Raw genomic sequence first — 13,334 nt, 5'->3', positions numbered from 1 at the left:
CGGGGGCAGCCCTCAGAACGGATACCACCGCACCGCCGTGTCGCCGTCTCGCAGCGAGGCCACCCGGCGGCGGAATTCCGCGAGGGCCTTCGGGTTGGCCGGCGCGTGCTGGGACACCCAGGCGCAGCTGGCCGTCTCCCGGGCCCCGCGGAGCACCGCGCAGCCCTCCCACTCGCGGACGTCCCAGCCGTATGTGGCGGTGAAGGCGTCGTACGCCTCGGGCGCCAGGCCGTACCGGTCCCGGGACAGTGCGAGCACCACCAGATCGTGCTCGCGCAGATCCGCGGAGAAGGTCTCCAGATCGACCAGCACCGGCCCGTCCGGACCGACGTGGACATTACGGGGCAGCGCGTCGCCGTGGATGGGCCCCGGGGGCAGATGCGGGACCAGTGCGGCGGCGGCCGCCGCGAAGCCGTCGCGGCGCTCCCGCAGATAGTCGGCGTCGGCCGGGTCGATCGCGTCGCCCGCGAGCCGCAGCCAGCGTTCGACCCCGCCCAGCAGTTCACGGCGCGGCAGGCCGAAGCCGTCCGGGGCGGGCAGCGCGTGCACCAGGGTGAGCAGCTGTGCCAGATCCCGCGGCTCGGCGGGGCGTACGGCGTCGGGCAGCCGGTGCCAGAGGGTCACGGGGTGGCCCTCGACCAGGCGCGCCGCGGGCTCGGCGGCCCGTACGGCGGGGACGTCCGAGGCGGCCAGCCACCGGGCGACGGCCACTTCGCGTTCGGCCCGGTCCCGCAGTTCCGGGTGCTGCACGGCGTCCCGGCCGACCTTGACCACCAGGTCGCCGACGGCGAACACCGCGTTCTCACCCATCGCGAGCAGCTCCGCACCGCCGGACAGTCCGGCAGCGGTCAGCACCTCACGCGCACGCATCTCGTTCATGGCTCCGATTTTCGCATCAGCGCAGGTCGGCTTGACGAACCGACGGCCCGTCAGCACGATGACGGAGGCCACCTGAGCGGCCAGAACGGTATGAAGCCGATCGAATGACGCAAGGGGGCTAATTCATGACATTAGCGAGTGCAGCTGTACGTTCCGGAAAGCATGACCCGCCCGCCGGGCCCCAGGACAAACGGTCACGGCCGGTCGACCGGAAGGGTGCCGGAACCTGGTTCCTGGTGCTGCCCGCGCTGATCCCGATCCTGATTCTCAGTGTCGGCCCCCTGCTCTACGGCATCGCGCTGGCCTTCACCGATGCCCAGTCCGGACGCACCCGCTCCACCCAGTGGGTGGGCGGACTCAACTTCCAGGACCTGCTCCACGACACCCTCTTCTGGGACTCGTTCCGGATCGGTCTGGTGTGGGCGTTCGGCGTCACCGTCCCGCAGTTCGTACTGGCCCTCGGCCTCGCCCTGCTGCTCAACCAGAATCTGCGGATGCGCTGGCTGGTACGGGCGCTGGCGATCATTCCGTGGGCGATGCCCGAGGTGGTCGTGGGCATCATGTGGCGGCTCGTCTACAACCCGGACGCGGGCGTCCTCAACGAGACCATCCGCGATCTCGGCCTCGGTGACGGCCGGGACTGGCTCACCGGACTCGCCACCGCGCTGCCCGCCGTGATCGTCGTGGGCGTCTGGGCGGGCATGCCCCAGACCACCGTCGCCCTGCTCGCCGGGCTGCAGAACACCCCGCACGAACTCCATGAGGCGGCCGCCCTGGACGGAGCCGGTGCCTGGCGCCGCTTCCGTACCGTCACCTGGCCGGTGCTCAGACCGGTCGCGCTCGCCATCACCGCGCTCAACTTCATCTGGAACTTCAACTCCTTCGCCCTGGTCTACGTACTGACCAACGGCGGACCCGGCGGCCGCACCCGGCTGCCGATGCTCTTCGCGTACGAAGAGGCCTTCCACTACGGACAGTTCGGATACGCCGCGGCGATGGGCTGTGTGATGGTCGCGGTGATCTCCGTGATCCTGGCGGTCCATCTCGCCGGCCGGCTCAGGGGAGGCGAGGACCGGTGAGCATGCGCACCAGCAGAACCGCACGCGCCGGACAGTACGCCGCGCTGCTCGGCTATCTCGTCTTCCTGGCGTTCCCGTTCCTGTGGCTGATCTCCACCGCCTTCAAACCGGCGCGCGAACTCGGCTCCCTGCACCCCACCTGGATCCCCGACCATCCGACGCTCGACAACTTCCGCAAGGCGTTCGACGAACAGCCGCTGCTCCAGGCCGCCGCCAATTCGCTGATCGCCGCGGTCTGCGCCGCCCTCATCGCGGTCGTCGTCGCCACGCCCATGGCGTACGTGATGGCCCGCCGCCGCTCCAGGCTCTCGACGGCGGCCACCGGATGGGTCGTGATCAGCCAGGCGTTCCCGCTCGTCCTGCTGATCATCCCGCTCTTCCTGATCCTGAAGAACCTCCATCTGATCAACACCCGGTGGGGGCTGATCACGGTCTACGCCGTCTGGGCGCTGCCCTTCGCGCTCTGGATGCTGGTCGGATACGTACGGGCCGTGCCCGCCGAACTGGAGGAGGCCGCCTCGGTCGACGGTGCGGGCCGGCTGCGGACACTCGTCTCGGTCACGGCCCCGCTGCTGACCCCCGGCATCGTCGCCACCGCGCTCTTCGCCTTCATCACCGCGTGGAACGAGCTCTTCTTCGCGCTCGTCCTGCTCAAGACCCCGGAGAAGCAGACCTTGCCGGTCGTACTGACCCACTTCATCGGTGCGGAGGGCGCGGCCGATCTCGGGCCGCTCGCCGCCGCCGCGTTCCTCGCCACCCTGCCCTCGCTGGTCATCTTCGCGATCATCCAGCGTCGGATCACGGGCGGCATGCTGGCCGGGGCGGTGAAGAGCTGATGCGGCCATCCCTGCGGACGACGGCCGCCGCGGCGGCCACCGCGCTGGCCCTGCTGCTCACCGGCTGCGCGGGGACGGACGACGGCAGGGGCGACAACGGGAGGATCGAGCTCAGCTTCCAGTCGCTGGCCTGGCAGAAGGAGTCCGTCGACGCCAACAAGCAACTGGTGAAGGAGTGGAACGAAGCCCATCCGGACATCCATGTCAGCTATGTACAGGGCAGTTGGGACACCGTCCACGACCAGCTGCTCACCTCCTTCGGGGGCGGCGAGGCGCCGGACATCATCCACGACGCCTCCGACGACCTGGCCGACTTCGCGTACGGCGGCTACCTCGCGGACCTGCGCGGGCTGCTCCCCGGCCGGCTGACCGCCGACATCCCTCGGCAGAGCTGGTCCACCACCACCTTCGGCGACGGCGTCTACGGAGTGCCGTTCCTCCAGGAGCCCCGCGTCCTGATCGCCAACACCAAGATCCTCGCCGAGTCCGGGGTCCGCATCCCGACCCCCGGCGAACCCTGGAGCTGGGCCGAGTTCCGGCAGGTCACCAAGGAGCTGACGGGCAAGGGGCGATACGGCGTCGCCTGGCCGCTCAAGGAACCGGTCTCCATCACCCTCAACCTCGGCCTCTCCGACGGCGGCGAGCTCTTCCACCGCGGCGCCGACGGCAAGGTGACCATCCGTGCGGACGAGGGCGACCGGATCGTCCCCGGCACCATCCACGACCAGGTCGACATCGACCACAGTGCTTCGCGCACCGCACTCGGCATGGGCGGCTCCGACACCCTGCCCGGATTCTTCGGCGGCAAGTACGCGATGGTGCCGCTGGGCTTCTCGTACCGCCAGCAGGTCGTCGAACAGGCCCCCGAAGGCTTCGAATGGACGGTCCTGCCGGCCCCCGCAGGCAGCGCGGGCCTCGCCCAGGGGGTGAGTCCGCAGACCCTGTCCGTCTCGGAGGCCAGCCCGCACAAGAAGGAGGCCGCGCAGTTCATCGACTTCCTGCTCCGGCCGCCGAACATGGTGCGCCTGGCCAAGGGTGACTGGATGCTCCCGACCGGCACCGAGGCCCTCGCCGACCCGTCCCTGCACACCGCCGAGAACGGCTGGGCGACCGGTGTCGCCGTCGCGAAGGCGCTCCGGCCGGCGCCCGCCCAGTCGGTGCGCGGCTACCCGGAGTGGAAGGACAAGGTCGCCACGCCCGCCCTCCAGGAGTACTACAGCGGTGCTGTCGGGGCGGACGAGCTGAGGAAGCGTCTGGTCGACGACGGGAACCGGGTCCTGGCCCGCTATCAGCGCTGAACCCACCCGAGGCCGACGCGGCGGCGGATGGTCCCTTCGGCCATTCGCCGCCGTTCCGGTCGGGTCGATTTCATGGGCCACTCAGTTTTTCTTGCGGCCGGACCCGGAATTACCGACCGGTACGTTTCTTTGGGCTCGCCGCCCGAGCTCTCCGGTGAGAGCACGGGAATCGCGGAGCCCGGTCCGAAATATTCCTGAACGTCGGCGATTCAGACATTCAGTGGCTTGAATTCGACTCTTCAGATCCTTGTGCCCGCGAGCCTGTGCGGGTATGGGTGCCGCATCGTGCCTGCTGTCGCGGTGGTTCCTCCGGCGCGTCTCGCCTGTCGGACGCTGCCGAAAACTGAACGCGCGGCCTGTTTCGGCCTGCCCGGATGGAAATCGCCCGGACTTGGTTCCACCCCCGCCCGTTTCGCTGTGATTCGGGCGCGGGGAAAGAAGAAGTCATTGACAAGCCCTTTCGTGCTGAGCTTCACTCCTGTCGGCGGTGAGCGGCGAGAAATTCCCGGTCAGAGGCGGGGGATTGTCGTCGTGAACGGTCAGAGTCATGCCCGCATGAATGCAAATTCAGAGTAAAAGATGGAGGTGCTGTTATGAAGTTCCTTTTCTTGCTCAAGGACAAGATGACGCCGGAGAAGAGCCTGAAGGCGTACGCCTGGTACCACTGGTACTAAACCGACAGAACGGTCCGTCACTTCGAGGGACACGGTCAGTCGATTCGGGCCCGTGTCCGGCCAGGCCTCATCGGCCCGCCGGGCGCGGGCCCTTCCCGCTTCTTGGAGACCACCGATGCACATGTCCGGTACCGGCAGCCGCGCCCGGGACGTCGTCTTCGCGCCGAGACTCCAGGCGCTCCTGCGAGACCACCGGGGCGAGGAGGTCTTCCGCCTCGACCCCGGCACCGTCGGCGTCGCCGGGGCCGGCCTGACGGACCGGATCCTCGCCGCCAGGCCGGCCGCCGAGGACGAACGCCCCACGTTCAAACCCCTTCACGGGCGCTCCATTCCGCGCACCGAGGCGTCGACGGTCATGCAGGCCATCGGCCGGGACGTGCGGACGGCACTGAAGAAGCCCGTCGAGGCGGTCGACCTCTCCGGCGAGTGGCCGCACGTCGGCCATGTGTTCCTGCGCGATCTGGTTCTCGGAGCCGACCCCTACCGGCTGCGCATCCTCATGGACCGCGCGCTGGAGCTGACGCCCAAGCTCACCTGGACGGTCATCGCCGCGGGGGCCGCGCTGCCCGGCCGGCTCCGCCCCGGCGCACCCGTCTCCGCCATCGCGGGCCTGACCGCCGAAGCCGGGAGCTACAGCGACCGGCGCTACGCGATGGGCCTCTACCGGCGGGCGGCGGCCCCGGTCTGCTTCACCGTCTCGACGCTCGTCGCCAACGCGCTCTGGCTCGGATCGCCCTTCGACGCGGACACCTCGAACCGGAACATCCTGTACGAGGCCATGCGACTGCTGCCGCCCTCCTGGAACGTCCTGCGGAAGGCGTCACCGGAGTACCCCGCACTCGACTCCCGGATCGGCGCGGCCGACGACGTACTGATCCTGCCGTTGGTGAGCCACCGCGACCCCGCGCTCTGGGACGACCCCGACGAGTTCCGCCCCGAGCGCTGGGACAGTCTCGACCCGGACGATCAGCCCGGATACCTCCCCTTCGGGCATGCCTCCGAACGCTGTTGGGGCCGGCACATGGTGATGCCGCTCGCCGAGATGCTGCTCGACATGCTGCGCGGCGACGGCCTGACGGTGAGTCCGGAGCAGACCACCGCGCAGGTGCCCCTGGCCGGGCTGATGGGGGTCTCCGAGGTCCGGGTCGTCCGAAGCTGACCTCAACGTGGTCACCTCGTGAGGGCTCTGTGAACACGGGGGTGGAAACCGGCCGTTCCCCCGTCCGCGCCTACGGCCGGGCGGGGTTCGTCTTCCCATGTGCGAAGTGTGCCGGTCGTGCCGTGGGCCCGGTGTGCGCGGCGGATGCCGCGGCGACCGTGCCTGACTTGGGCGTGGCTGGCCGGTTTCTTATTACGCAACTTTGTTGAGTAAGTCACAGCTGTATGAAGGTCTTGATCTGGGCGCGTCAATCGGCGAGGGTTTCGAGCCAACCCCCGGAGATCTTCCGGCCGGGGGTCAATCCCCCCACAAAGAATGACGAGGAGACCCCTCTTCATGGCAATTCACAAGCGCGCACGCCGGATCAAGCTGACCGCGGCGATAACCGCGGTGGCCGCAGCGGCCGGAGTCACCCTCCTCAACACCTCCCTCGCCGGTGCCGCACCCGCTCCCACGATGGGTGTCGTCTACGGCGCGGACGCGGCGAACGCCGTCTCCGGCAGCTACATCGTGATGCTGGACCAGAAGGCCGACAAGGCGAAGCTCGCCAAGGAGTACGGCGGCAAGCTGAAGCGGAACTACAGCTCCGCCATCAACGGCTTCTCCGCCAGCGGCCTTTCGCTCACCGAGGCCAAGCGTCTGGCGGCCGACCCGGCCGTCTCCAAGGTCGTCCAGAACAAGAAGTTCCACATCGACGAGACCCAGGCCAACCCGCCGTCCTGGGGGCTGGACCGGATCGACCAGGCCGAGACGGCCGGCGACAACGCGTACACCTACCCCGACAGCGCGGGCGAGGGCGTCACCGCGTACGTCATCGACACCGGTGTCCGTACCACGCACAACGAGTTCGAGGGCCGGGCCAGCTCGGGCTACGACGCCGTGGACAACGACGACAGCGCCGACGACGGCAACGGCCACGGCACCCACGTGGCGGGCACCATCGCCGGTGCGACCTACGGGGTCGCCAAGAAGGCCAAGATCGTCGCCGTCCGGGTGCTCGACGACTCCGGCTCGGGCACCACCGAGCAGGTCGTCGCCGGCATCGACTGGGTCACCGAGAACCACGAGGGCCCCTCCGTCGCCAACATGAGCCTCGGCGGCGGCGCGGACGAGGCTCTCGACGCCGCGGTCCAGAAGGCCATCGCCTCCGGAGTCACCTTCGCGGTGGCCGCCGGCAACGAATCCGCCGACGCGAGCGAGAGCTCCCCGGCCCGCGTCCCGGAGGCCATCACGGTCGCCTCGTCCACGGTGGACGACGAGCAGTCCTCGTTCTCCAACTACGGCTCGATCGTGGACATCTACGCCCCGGGCTCGGACATCACCTCGTCCTGGAACGACAGCGACGACGGCTCCAACACCATCTCCGGCACGTCCATGGCGACCCCCCACGTCGTCGGTGCCGCCGCCGTCTACCTCGCCGGACACCCGGACGCCACCCCGGAGGAGGTCGCCACGGCGCTGACCGACGGGGCCACCCCCGACGCGATCTCCAACGCGACCGAGGGCACGCCGAACAAGCTGCTGAAGGTCGTCGAGTAGCCGACCCCGCAGCAGTGACCGGGCGGCGAATGCCCGGTCACGACGGAACCGGCGGCCGCCGCGCCCTCCCCCACGGGGCGCGGCGGCCGCACCGTGCGAAGAGATCGTCCTATGGTGTGCCCATGACCATGTACGCGGCGCTGTTGCGCGGGATCAACGTGAGCGGCCACAAGAGGGTCCCGATGGCCGAACTCCGTACGCTGCTCACCGAACTGGGACACGGCGACGTCCGCACCCACCTGCAGAGCGGCAACGCCGTCTTCAGCAGCGCGTCGGAGGACGAGAACGCCCTCGCCGCCGAGCTGGAGCAGGCCATCGAGAAGCGGTTCGGCTTCCCCGTCCCCTGTCTGGTCCGGGACGGCGTCTACCTGGCGGCAGTTGCGGCGGCCTGCCCGTTCCCGGCCGCCGAACTCGAAGGCAAGCAGCTGCACATCACCTACTACGACCAGCCGGTCGATGCCGACCGCTTCGCCCGGATCGACCCGGCGGCCTTCCTCCCCGAGGCGTTCGGCCTCGGCGACCGTGCGCTCTACCTCTACGCCCCCGACGGGCTGGGCCGTTCGAAACTCGCCGAGGCGCTGTCCCGGTCCTCCGTCACCAAGGGCATCGTCGCCACCTCGCGCAACTGGAACACCGTGGTCAAGCTGGTGGAGATGACGGCACCCACGGGGACCGCGCGCGACGGAGCCCCCGCATGACCGAACCGTTCCCCGGCGTGGCCGCGGCGGTCGAGGGCGAGCTGCGCCTCCTGGACCCCGCCGTGCGCGCCTCCGCCGAACTCCTCTCCCGGGTGCTGCACCCCGACTACCGCGAGATCGACTACGCCGGCCGGGTCTGGGACCGCGAGACCATGATCGCCTCGCTCACCGGGAAGGACGCCCCGCGCCCCGGCCCGATGACCGCGTCCCGGATGAGCGGGGTCCAGCTCGGCGACGACCTCGTCCACCTCACCTACGACACCGAGACGAAGGGGCGCCTCGCCCACCGCAGTTCGGTGTGGCGGCTGACCGACGCGGGCTGGCTGCTCTACTTCCACCAGGCCACGCCGTTCGGCACCGCCGCGGACACCGGTGCCGACGACGACGGCTGAGCCCGGTCAGCGACGGGCGACGCGCTGTGCCCGCGCCGCCCACCGGCCGTCCGTGCGGGAGATCCGCACCGGATGCCCGAAACAGTCGCTGACCCGGTCCGTGGTCAGTACCTCGTCCGCCGGACCCGAGGCCACGCACCGGCCGCCCCGCAGCAGCAGCGCGTGCGTGGTGGAGGCGGGCAGCTCCTCCAGGTGATGGGTGACCAGGACCGTCGCCAGCTCCGGATTTTCCTCGCGCAGCACGTCCAGACTGTCGAGCAACTGCTCGCGCGCGGCGAGATCGAGACCGGTGGCCGGCTCGTCGAGCAGCAGCAGCCGCGGTTGCGGCATCAGGGCGCGGGCGATGAGCGTACGGCCCCGCTCACCCTGCGACAGCGCCGGCCAGCGCGACCCCGACTTGCCGCCCATGCCGAGCATCTTGAGCAGCCGCTCCGCCCGGTCCCGCTGCTCCTCGTCCACCGAGCGGCGCGGCACCGGCTCGACCGAGTTGGTCAGGCCGGTCAGCACCACCTCGTGCACCGACAGCGGGGAACGCAGCGGATGACGCGGATTGACATGCCCGAGCAGCGACCGCAGCTCCCGCAGATCGACCCGGCCGAGGGTGCGTCCCAGGACCTCCACCGAACCCCGGGTGGGGTGGTTGACCGCGCCGAGCAGCCCCAGCAGCGTGCTCTTCCCGGCGCCGTTGGCTCCGAGCAGCGCCCAGTGCTCACCGCTCCGTACGGTCAGGGAGACCGAGCGGAGCAGCACATTGCCGTCCCGGACGAGCGAGACGTCGTCGGCCCGGATCACCGGGGCGGCGGTCTCGGCGGGGGCCGGGGCGGGTACGGCAGAGGTGGTACGGGCGGTGGTCACGGGCGAGTACTCCTTCACGCGGGTGCGAGCGCCTCCAGGCCGCTCAGGTCCTCGGCGGACAGCCGGATCTCCCGGGCCCCCAGGTTCTCCGCCAGATGGGCGGGCGAACCGGTGCCCGGGGTCGGGCACAGCACGGGGGAGCGGTGCAGCAGCCAGGCGAGGGCGATCTGCCCGCGGGTGGCACCGTGCCGGTCGGCGATGCCGGTGAGCGCCGCGGCGGCGTCGCCGGTCAGAGCGCCGTTGGCCAGCGGGAACCAGGGCAGAAAAGCCAGGCCGTGGGCCTCGCACACCTTCAGTACCGCGTCCGACGAACGGTCGAGGAGATTGAAGCGGTTCTGCACCGAGGCGATCCCGGTCAGGGAGAGAGCCTGCTCCAGCTGGTCGGCGGTGAGGGTGTCCAGACCGATGTACCGGATCTTACCTTCCTGCCTCAGCGCGTCCAGAGCGCCCAGCTGGTCGGCCATCGGCACCTCCGGGTCCAGCCGGTGCAGCTGATAGAGGTCGATCCGGTCCGTCCGCAGCCGTCGGAGACTGGCCTCGCACATCGCCCGCAGCTGCTCCGGCCGGCCCGCGACGTGCCAGGCGCTGTCGCTGGTGCGCACCACACCGCCCTTGGTCGCGATCACCAGATCCTCGCGGTACGGGTGGAGCGCCTCGGCGACGAGTTCCTCGGCCACCCCCGGGCCGTAGTTGTCGGCGGTGTCGACGAGCGTGACGCCCTGCTCGACGGCCGCCCGCAGCACCGCCACGGCATCCTGCCGCTCACCGCGCGGCCCCCAGTAACCGGGGCCGGTCAGCTGGGCGGTGCCGTAGCCGAGGCGGCGTACGGGCAGCTCGCCGCCGAGCAGGAACACATCATCGGGAAGAGGGGAGAGCGAAGACATGAAGGGAACACTACGGCCGTCCCGTGATCCCCGGCGGGCGCATGCCGATCGGCGCCGTGGCCACGGACCCTATGCTGAGGCGCCGACGCCCCTTCGCGGGGCGGATTTCTGACCTGTGCGGCCGTGGAACGGGAGTCGGGATGCGCTACATCATCATCGGGGCGGGCGCCGTCGGCGGTGCCATCGGCGGACGCCTGGCCGAGGCCGGCCACGATGTCGTGCTCGTGGCGCGCGGTGCGCAGTACGAGGCACTGCGCACCGGCGGACTGCGGCTCGTCACGCCCGAGGGCGCCCGCACCCACCGCCTCCCCGTCGTCGACCGGCCCGAGGCGCTCGACCTGACCGCGGACGACGTACTCGTGCTCGCCGTGAAGACGCAGGACAGCACGGCCGCCCTCGACGCGTGGAGCGTCCGGCCGGTCGCGGGCGGCGCCACGGCGGGTGAGCGGTTGCCGCTGATCTGCGCGCAGAACGGGGTGGAGAGCGAGCGGCTGGCCCTGCGCCACTTCCGCCATGTGTACGGGATGTGCGTCTGGCTGCCCGCCACCTTCGTCGAACCGGGCGAGGTCTCCGTCGCCGGTACACCGCTGACCGGCATCCTGCACCTGGGCCGCTACCCCACCGGGACCGACGCGACGGCCCGGCTGATCGCCGCCGACCTGGAGAAGTCGAAGCTGCTCGCCCCCGTCGTGCCGGACGTGATGCGCTGGAAGTACGGCAAGCTGCTCTCCAACCTCGCCAACGCGATCGAGGCCGTCACCGGCCCACTCGCCGAACAGACCGCGCTCGACCTGTTCGAGCGGGCCTTCGCCGAGGGGGAGGCCGTGCTCGCCGCCGCCGGAATCGACCCGGTCGGCCGGGAGGAACAGACGGAGTCACGCGCCGGAAGGATGAGCTTCGAACCGTTCGACGGTTCCCCGCGCGGCGGCGGTTCGTCCTGGCAGAGCCTCAGCCGGGGCACCGGCACGATCGAGGCGGACTTCCTCAACGGCGAGATCGTGCTGCTCGGCCGCCTCCACGGGATTCCCACGCCGGTCAACGAGGTACTCCGCCGCACCGCGAACACCTTCGCGCGCGAGCGCCGGGAGGCCGGCTCGATGTCCGTGGCCGAACTCGTCGCGGCCGTCGACGCCGCGACGACCTGAGCCGGTCGCACCGGACGGTGTCGCGTTCCCCGGTGTCGCGTTTCTTCAATACCGGCTGCCGGGACGGACACAGACTGGGACGCATGAAGAACGAGCACGCGCACATGACCGAAGTCGCCGCCGAGGCGGCACGTATCGCCCGCTCCATCGGCACCGAGCAGCTCGACGCACCGAACACGCCCTGCGGCGACTGGGATGTGCGCGGACTCGTCAACCACTGGGTGCTGTACACCTCCCACGGCCTGGAGCACCGTGCCCTGCGCAAGGACCTCCCCGAGGAGCTCACCACCCGCGACTTCACCGCCGACGCCGACTGGGCGCAGCGGTACGCGGCCCAGCTGGACCGTGCGGTCGCCGCCTGGTCGGACCCGGCGGTCTGGGACGGCGAGGTCGACCTCGGGGGTTCGACCTCCCCGGCCGCCGACATCGCCGCGATGCTCATCGAGGAGACGGCCCTGCACGGCTGGGACGTGGCCCGTGCCGTCGGCGAGGAGTTCCGGCTCTCCGACGGGGCGGCCGCGTACGTCCTCGGTGTCGTCGACAGCACTGCCGCGCTCTACCGGCAGTACGACGGCTTCGCCGACGAGGTGACGGTGCCCGCGTCGGCGTCGGTCTTCGAACAGGCGCTGGCCCACAGCGGACGCGACCCGAAGTGGACCGGGGCCTGAGACAGGCCCTAGTCCTGCCAGTAGAAGAGCAGGGTGCTGACGTCCAGGGGTTCGCGCCCGCCGAAGTAGTAGACGCAGAGGCCGGTGACCTGGATCGCGCCGGTCGCCGGGTCGATCCAGCGGAAGCCGGCCGCTTCCAGGGCCGCGCGGGCGGCGGGTTCGTCCTCGTGCGAGGTGGCGAACCGCCCGAGGGTGCTGAGGGAGATCTCGCTCCCGCCGAACCTGATGACGTGATAGGTGCCACCGCCCTGCCGGTGGTGCTCCCCGCAGGAGACCGGGGGCTCCGGCGCCAGGCCCGCCGCGGTGAGCGCGGCCACGGCCCGGCGGAGCTGCTCGTCCTCGTCCGGCTGGACGGGCGGCCCGGCGCAGATGGCCTCGACCCGCCACCGCGGGTCGCTCCACTCCTCGCAGTCGTGCCCGTACTCGTGGAGGACCGCCTCGCGCAACTCGTCGTCCAGGCCTTCGACTTCGACCCGTGGGCGGCCCAGCGAGTCGTGGATCGCCCGGGTCTCGGCGGCGTCGCCGGTGAGGCGGTGCAGCGCGTACGCGGCCCACAGCTTCGCCTCGGCCGTCGGCGCCTCGCCGAGGTAGCCGCGGAGCCGGTCCGGGTCGGTCAGCAGGGACTGGGTGAGGTACGCGACCGCCCGGTCGGGGTCCGCGAGCGCGTCGATGACGTCCTGGCCGGCGCGGTGCCTCATCCGGACGCGGAAGGCCCGGTCCTGGGGGCGTGCGTCACCGACGTCGGCCAGGACCGCCTCCGTTCCGTACCGGGCGACCAGCGCGTCCAGTCCGGCCTCGCCGATCTCCCGCAGGCGCGGCCACGGTTCGGCCGCGAGCGTCGCCAGTTCGCCGGCTGCCGAGCGGTCGCCGAGCAGGCCGCGCGCCTTGAGGATCGCCGCGGACATTCCGTACCAGCCCTCCTTCCGCCGGTCCTTGTGCCGGAGCCAGGGCAGGAGTTCCGCCCGGTCCGCGAGAAGGTCCAGCAGCGCGATACGGACCTCGCCCACGTCGTCGGGGTCGTGGATGCGTGCGATCAGCCCGGCGACGCGGTGCTCCGGTACCCGCCCGGCCAACGCGACCACGCAGGCCCTGCGGCGCCACCACGGATGCGCCGGATCGGCGACGTGCCCCGCGAGTGCGTCCGCGTCGAACGCGCGCAGGCCCTCGGTATCGGTCTGCCCGGCCTGCGGGACCAGTGTCTCGATGGTTCGCATCCGGGGATGCTACC

At 70.8% G+C, this 13,334-nt stretch carries 14 protein-coding genes; 10 read left to right on the top strand and 4 right to left on the bottom strand.

Going from position 1 to position 13,334, the window contains the following annotated elements; all coding sequences use genetic code 11:
• Window positions 1–12 precede the first annotated feature (12 nt).
• Window positions 13–879 carry a phosphotransferase enzyme family protein gene (locus tag OG520_RS08535; protein ID WP_399329054.1) on the bottom strand — a complete coding sequence of 289 codons (867 nt, stop codon included), beginning with the start codon at window positions 877–879 and terminating at the stop codon, window positions 13–15.
• Window positions 880–1,004: 125 nt separating this feature from the next.
• Here OG520_RS08535 and OG520_RS08530 point away from each other — a divergent pair, with 125 nt between their 5' ends.
• The 8 genes from OG520_RS08530 to OG520_RS08495 all read left to right on the top strand — a co-directional run bounded on the left by OG520_RS08530 (window position 1,005) and on the right by OG520_RS08495 (window position 8,554).
• Window positions 1,005–1,958, top strand: coding sequence for a carbohydrate ABC transporter permease (locus OG520_RS08530; protein WP_406012769.1), 954 nt, complete (start codon window positions 1,005–1,007; stop codon window positions 1,956–1,958).
• Window positions 1,955–2,794 (top strand): carbohydrate ABC transporter permease, encoded by an 840-nt coding sequence (locus OG520_RS08525; RefSeq protein ID WP_399329057.1) that lies wholly within the window; start codon window positions 1,955–1,957, stop codon window positions 2,792–2,794. The genes OG520_RS08530 and OG520_RS08525 overlap by 4 nt, the downstream gene beginning before the upstream one ends.
• On the top strand, window positions 2,794–4,092 hold the full coding sequence (locus tag OG520_RS08520; protein ID WP_406012768.1) for an ABC transporter substrate-binding protein: 1,299 nt from the start codon (window positions 2,794–2,796) through the stop codon (window positions 4,090–4,092). The genes OG520_RS08525 and OG520_RS08520 overlap by 1 nt, the downstream gene beginning before the upstream one ends.
• Before the next feature lie 593 nt (window positions 4,093–4,685).
• Window positions 4,686–4,766, top strand: a complete 81-nt coding sequence (locus tag OG520_RS08515; RefSeq protein ID WP_350985409.1) for a tryptorubin family RiPP precursor — start codon at window positions 4,686–4,688, stop codon at window positions 4,764–4,766.
• Window positions 4,767–4,881: 115 nt separating this feature from the next.
• Window positions 4,882–5,925: a cytochrome P450 gene (locus OG520_RS08510; protein ID WP_406012767.1), complete on the top strand. Its 1,044-nt coding sequence runs from the start codon at window positions 4,882–4,884 to the stop codon at window positions 5,923–5,925.
• 336 nt (window positions 5,926–6,261) lie between these two features.
• On the top strand, window positions 6,262–7,464 hold the full coding sequence (locus OG520_RS08505; RefSeq protein ID WP_406012766.1) for a S8 family serine peptidase: 1,203 nt from the start codon (window positions 6,262–6,264) through the stop codon (window positions 7,462–7,464).
• Window positions 7,465–7,586: 122 nt separating this feature from the next.
• A complete protein-coding gene (locus OG520_RS08500) occupies window positions 7,587–8,162 on the top strand; it encodes a DUF1697 domain-containing protein (RefSeq protein ID WP_399329061.1) in 576 nt (191 codons plus the stop codon).
• A complete protein-coding gene (locus OG520_RS08495) occupies window positions 8,159–8,554 on the top strand; it encodes a DUF4440 domain-containing protein (RefSeq protein WP_399329062.1) in 396 nt (131 codons plus the stop codon). The genes OG520_RS08500 and OG520_RS08495 overlap by 4 nt, the downstream gene beginning before the upstream one ends.
• Window positions 8,555–8,560: 6 nt before the next feature.
• On the opposite strand, the gene OG520_RS08490 is transcribed toward OG520_RS08495, so the two are convergent.
• Window positions 8,561–9,409, bottom strand: a complete 849-nt coding sequence (locus OG520_RS08490) for an ABC transporter ATP-binding protein (protein ID WP_406012765.1) — start codon at window positions 9,407–9,409, stop codon at window positions 8,561–8,563.
• A 14-nt stretch (window positions 9,410–9,423) separates the two neighbouring features.
• Window positions 9,424–10,293, bottom strand: a complete 870-nt coding sequence (locus OG520_RS08485) for an aldo/keto reductase (RefSeq protein WP_399329065.1) — start codon at window positions 10,291–10,293, stop codon at window positions 9,424–9,426.
• Between the two features lie 140 nt (window positions 10,294–10,433).
• Here OG520_RS08485 and OG520_RS08480 point away from each other — a divergent pair, with 140 nt between their 5' ends.
• Complete coding sequence (locus OG520_RS08480) at window positions 10,434–11,438, top strand: ketopantoate reductase family protein (protein ID WP_406012764.1); 1,005 nt, start codon at window positions 10,434–10,436, stop codon at window positions 11,436–11,438.
• Window positions 11,439–11,521: 83 nt separating this feature from the next.
• Window positions 11,522–12,106, top strand: a complete 585-nt coding sequence (locus OG520_RS08475; RefSeq protein WP_406012763.1) for a TIGR03086 family metal-binding protein — start codon at window positions 11,522–11,524, stop codon at window positions 12,104–12,106.
• 8 nt (window positions 12,107–12,114) lie between these two features.
• On the opposite strand, the gene OG520_RS08470 is transcribed toward OG520_RS08475, so the two are convergent.
• Window positions 12,115–13,320 carry a hypothetical protein gene (locus OG520_RS08470; protein WP_406012762.1) on the bottom strand — a complete coding sequence of 402 codons (1,206 nt, stop codon included), beginning with the start codon at window positions 13,318–13,320 and terminating at the stop codon, window positions 12,115–12,117.
• Window positions 13,321–13,334 lie beyond the last annotated feature (14 nt).

It is taken from the genome of Streptomyces sp. NBC_00984 (assembly GCF_045162475.1).
Lineage (GTDB): Bacteria > Actinomycetota > Actinomycetes > Streptomycetales > Streptomycetaceae > Streptomyces.
This window is presented reverse-complemented; position numbering and strand designations above follow the sequence as displayed.

Bases quoted from the DNA above. Each gene is read 5' to 3' on its own strand.
- OG520_RS08535 (WP_399329054.1), bottom strand. From the start codon at position 879: ATGAACGAGATGCGTGCGCGTGAGGTGCTGACCGCTGCCGGACTGTCC.
- OG520_RS08530 (WP_406012769.1), top strand. From the start codon at position 1,005: ATGACATTAGCGAGTGCAGCTGTACGTTCCGGAAAGCATGACCCGCCC.
- OG520_RS08520 (WP_406012768.1), top strand. From the start codon at position 2,794: ATGCGGCCATCCCTGCGGACGACGGCCGCCGCGGCGGCCACCGCGCTG.
- OG520_RS08515 (WP_350985409.1), top strand. From the start codon at position 4,686: ATGAAGTTCCTTTTCTTGCTCAAGGACAAGATGACGCCGGAGAAGAGC.
- OG520_RS08510 (WP_406012767.1), top strand. From the start codon at position 4,882: ATGCACATGTCCGGTACCGGCAGCCGCGCCCGGGACGTCGTCTTCGCG.
- OG520_RS08505 (WP_406012766.1), top strand. From the start codon at position 6,262: ATGGCAATTCACAAGCGCGCACGCCGGATCAAGCTGACCGCGGCGATA.
- OG520_RS08500 (WP_399329061.1), top strand. From the start codon at position 7,587: ATGACCATGTACGCGGCGCTGTTGCGCGGGATCAACGTGAGCGGCCAC.
- OG520_RS08495 (WP_399329062.1), top strand. From the start codon at position 8,159: ATGACCGAACCGTTCCCCGGCGTGGCCGCGGCGGTCGAGGGCGAGCTG.
- OG520_RS08485 (WP_399329065.1), bottom strand. From the start codon at position 10,293: ATGTCTTCGCTCTCCCCTCTTCCCGATGATGTGTTCCTGCTCGGCGGC.
- OG520_RS08480 (WP_406012764.1), top strand. From the start codon at position 10,434: ATGCGCTACATCATCATCGGGGCGGGCGCCGTCGGCGGTGCCATCGGC.
- OG520_RS08475 (WP_406012763.1), top strand. From the start codon at position 11,522: ATGAAGAACGAGCACGCGCACATGACCGAAGTCGCCGCCGAGGCGGCA.
- OG520_RS08470 (WP_406012762.1), bottom strand. From the start codon at position 13,320: ATGCGAACCATCGAGACACTGGTCCCGCAGGCCGGGCAGACCGATACC.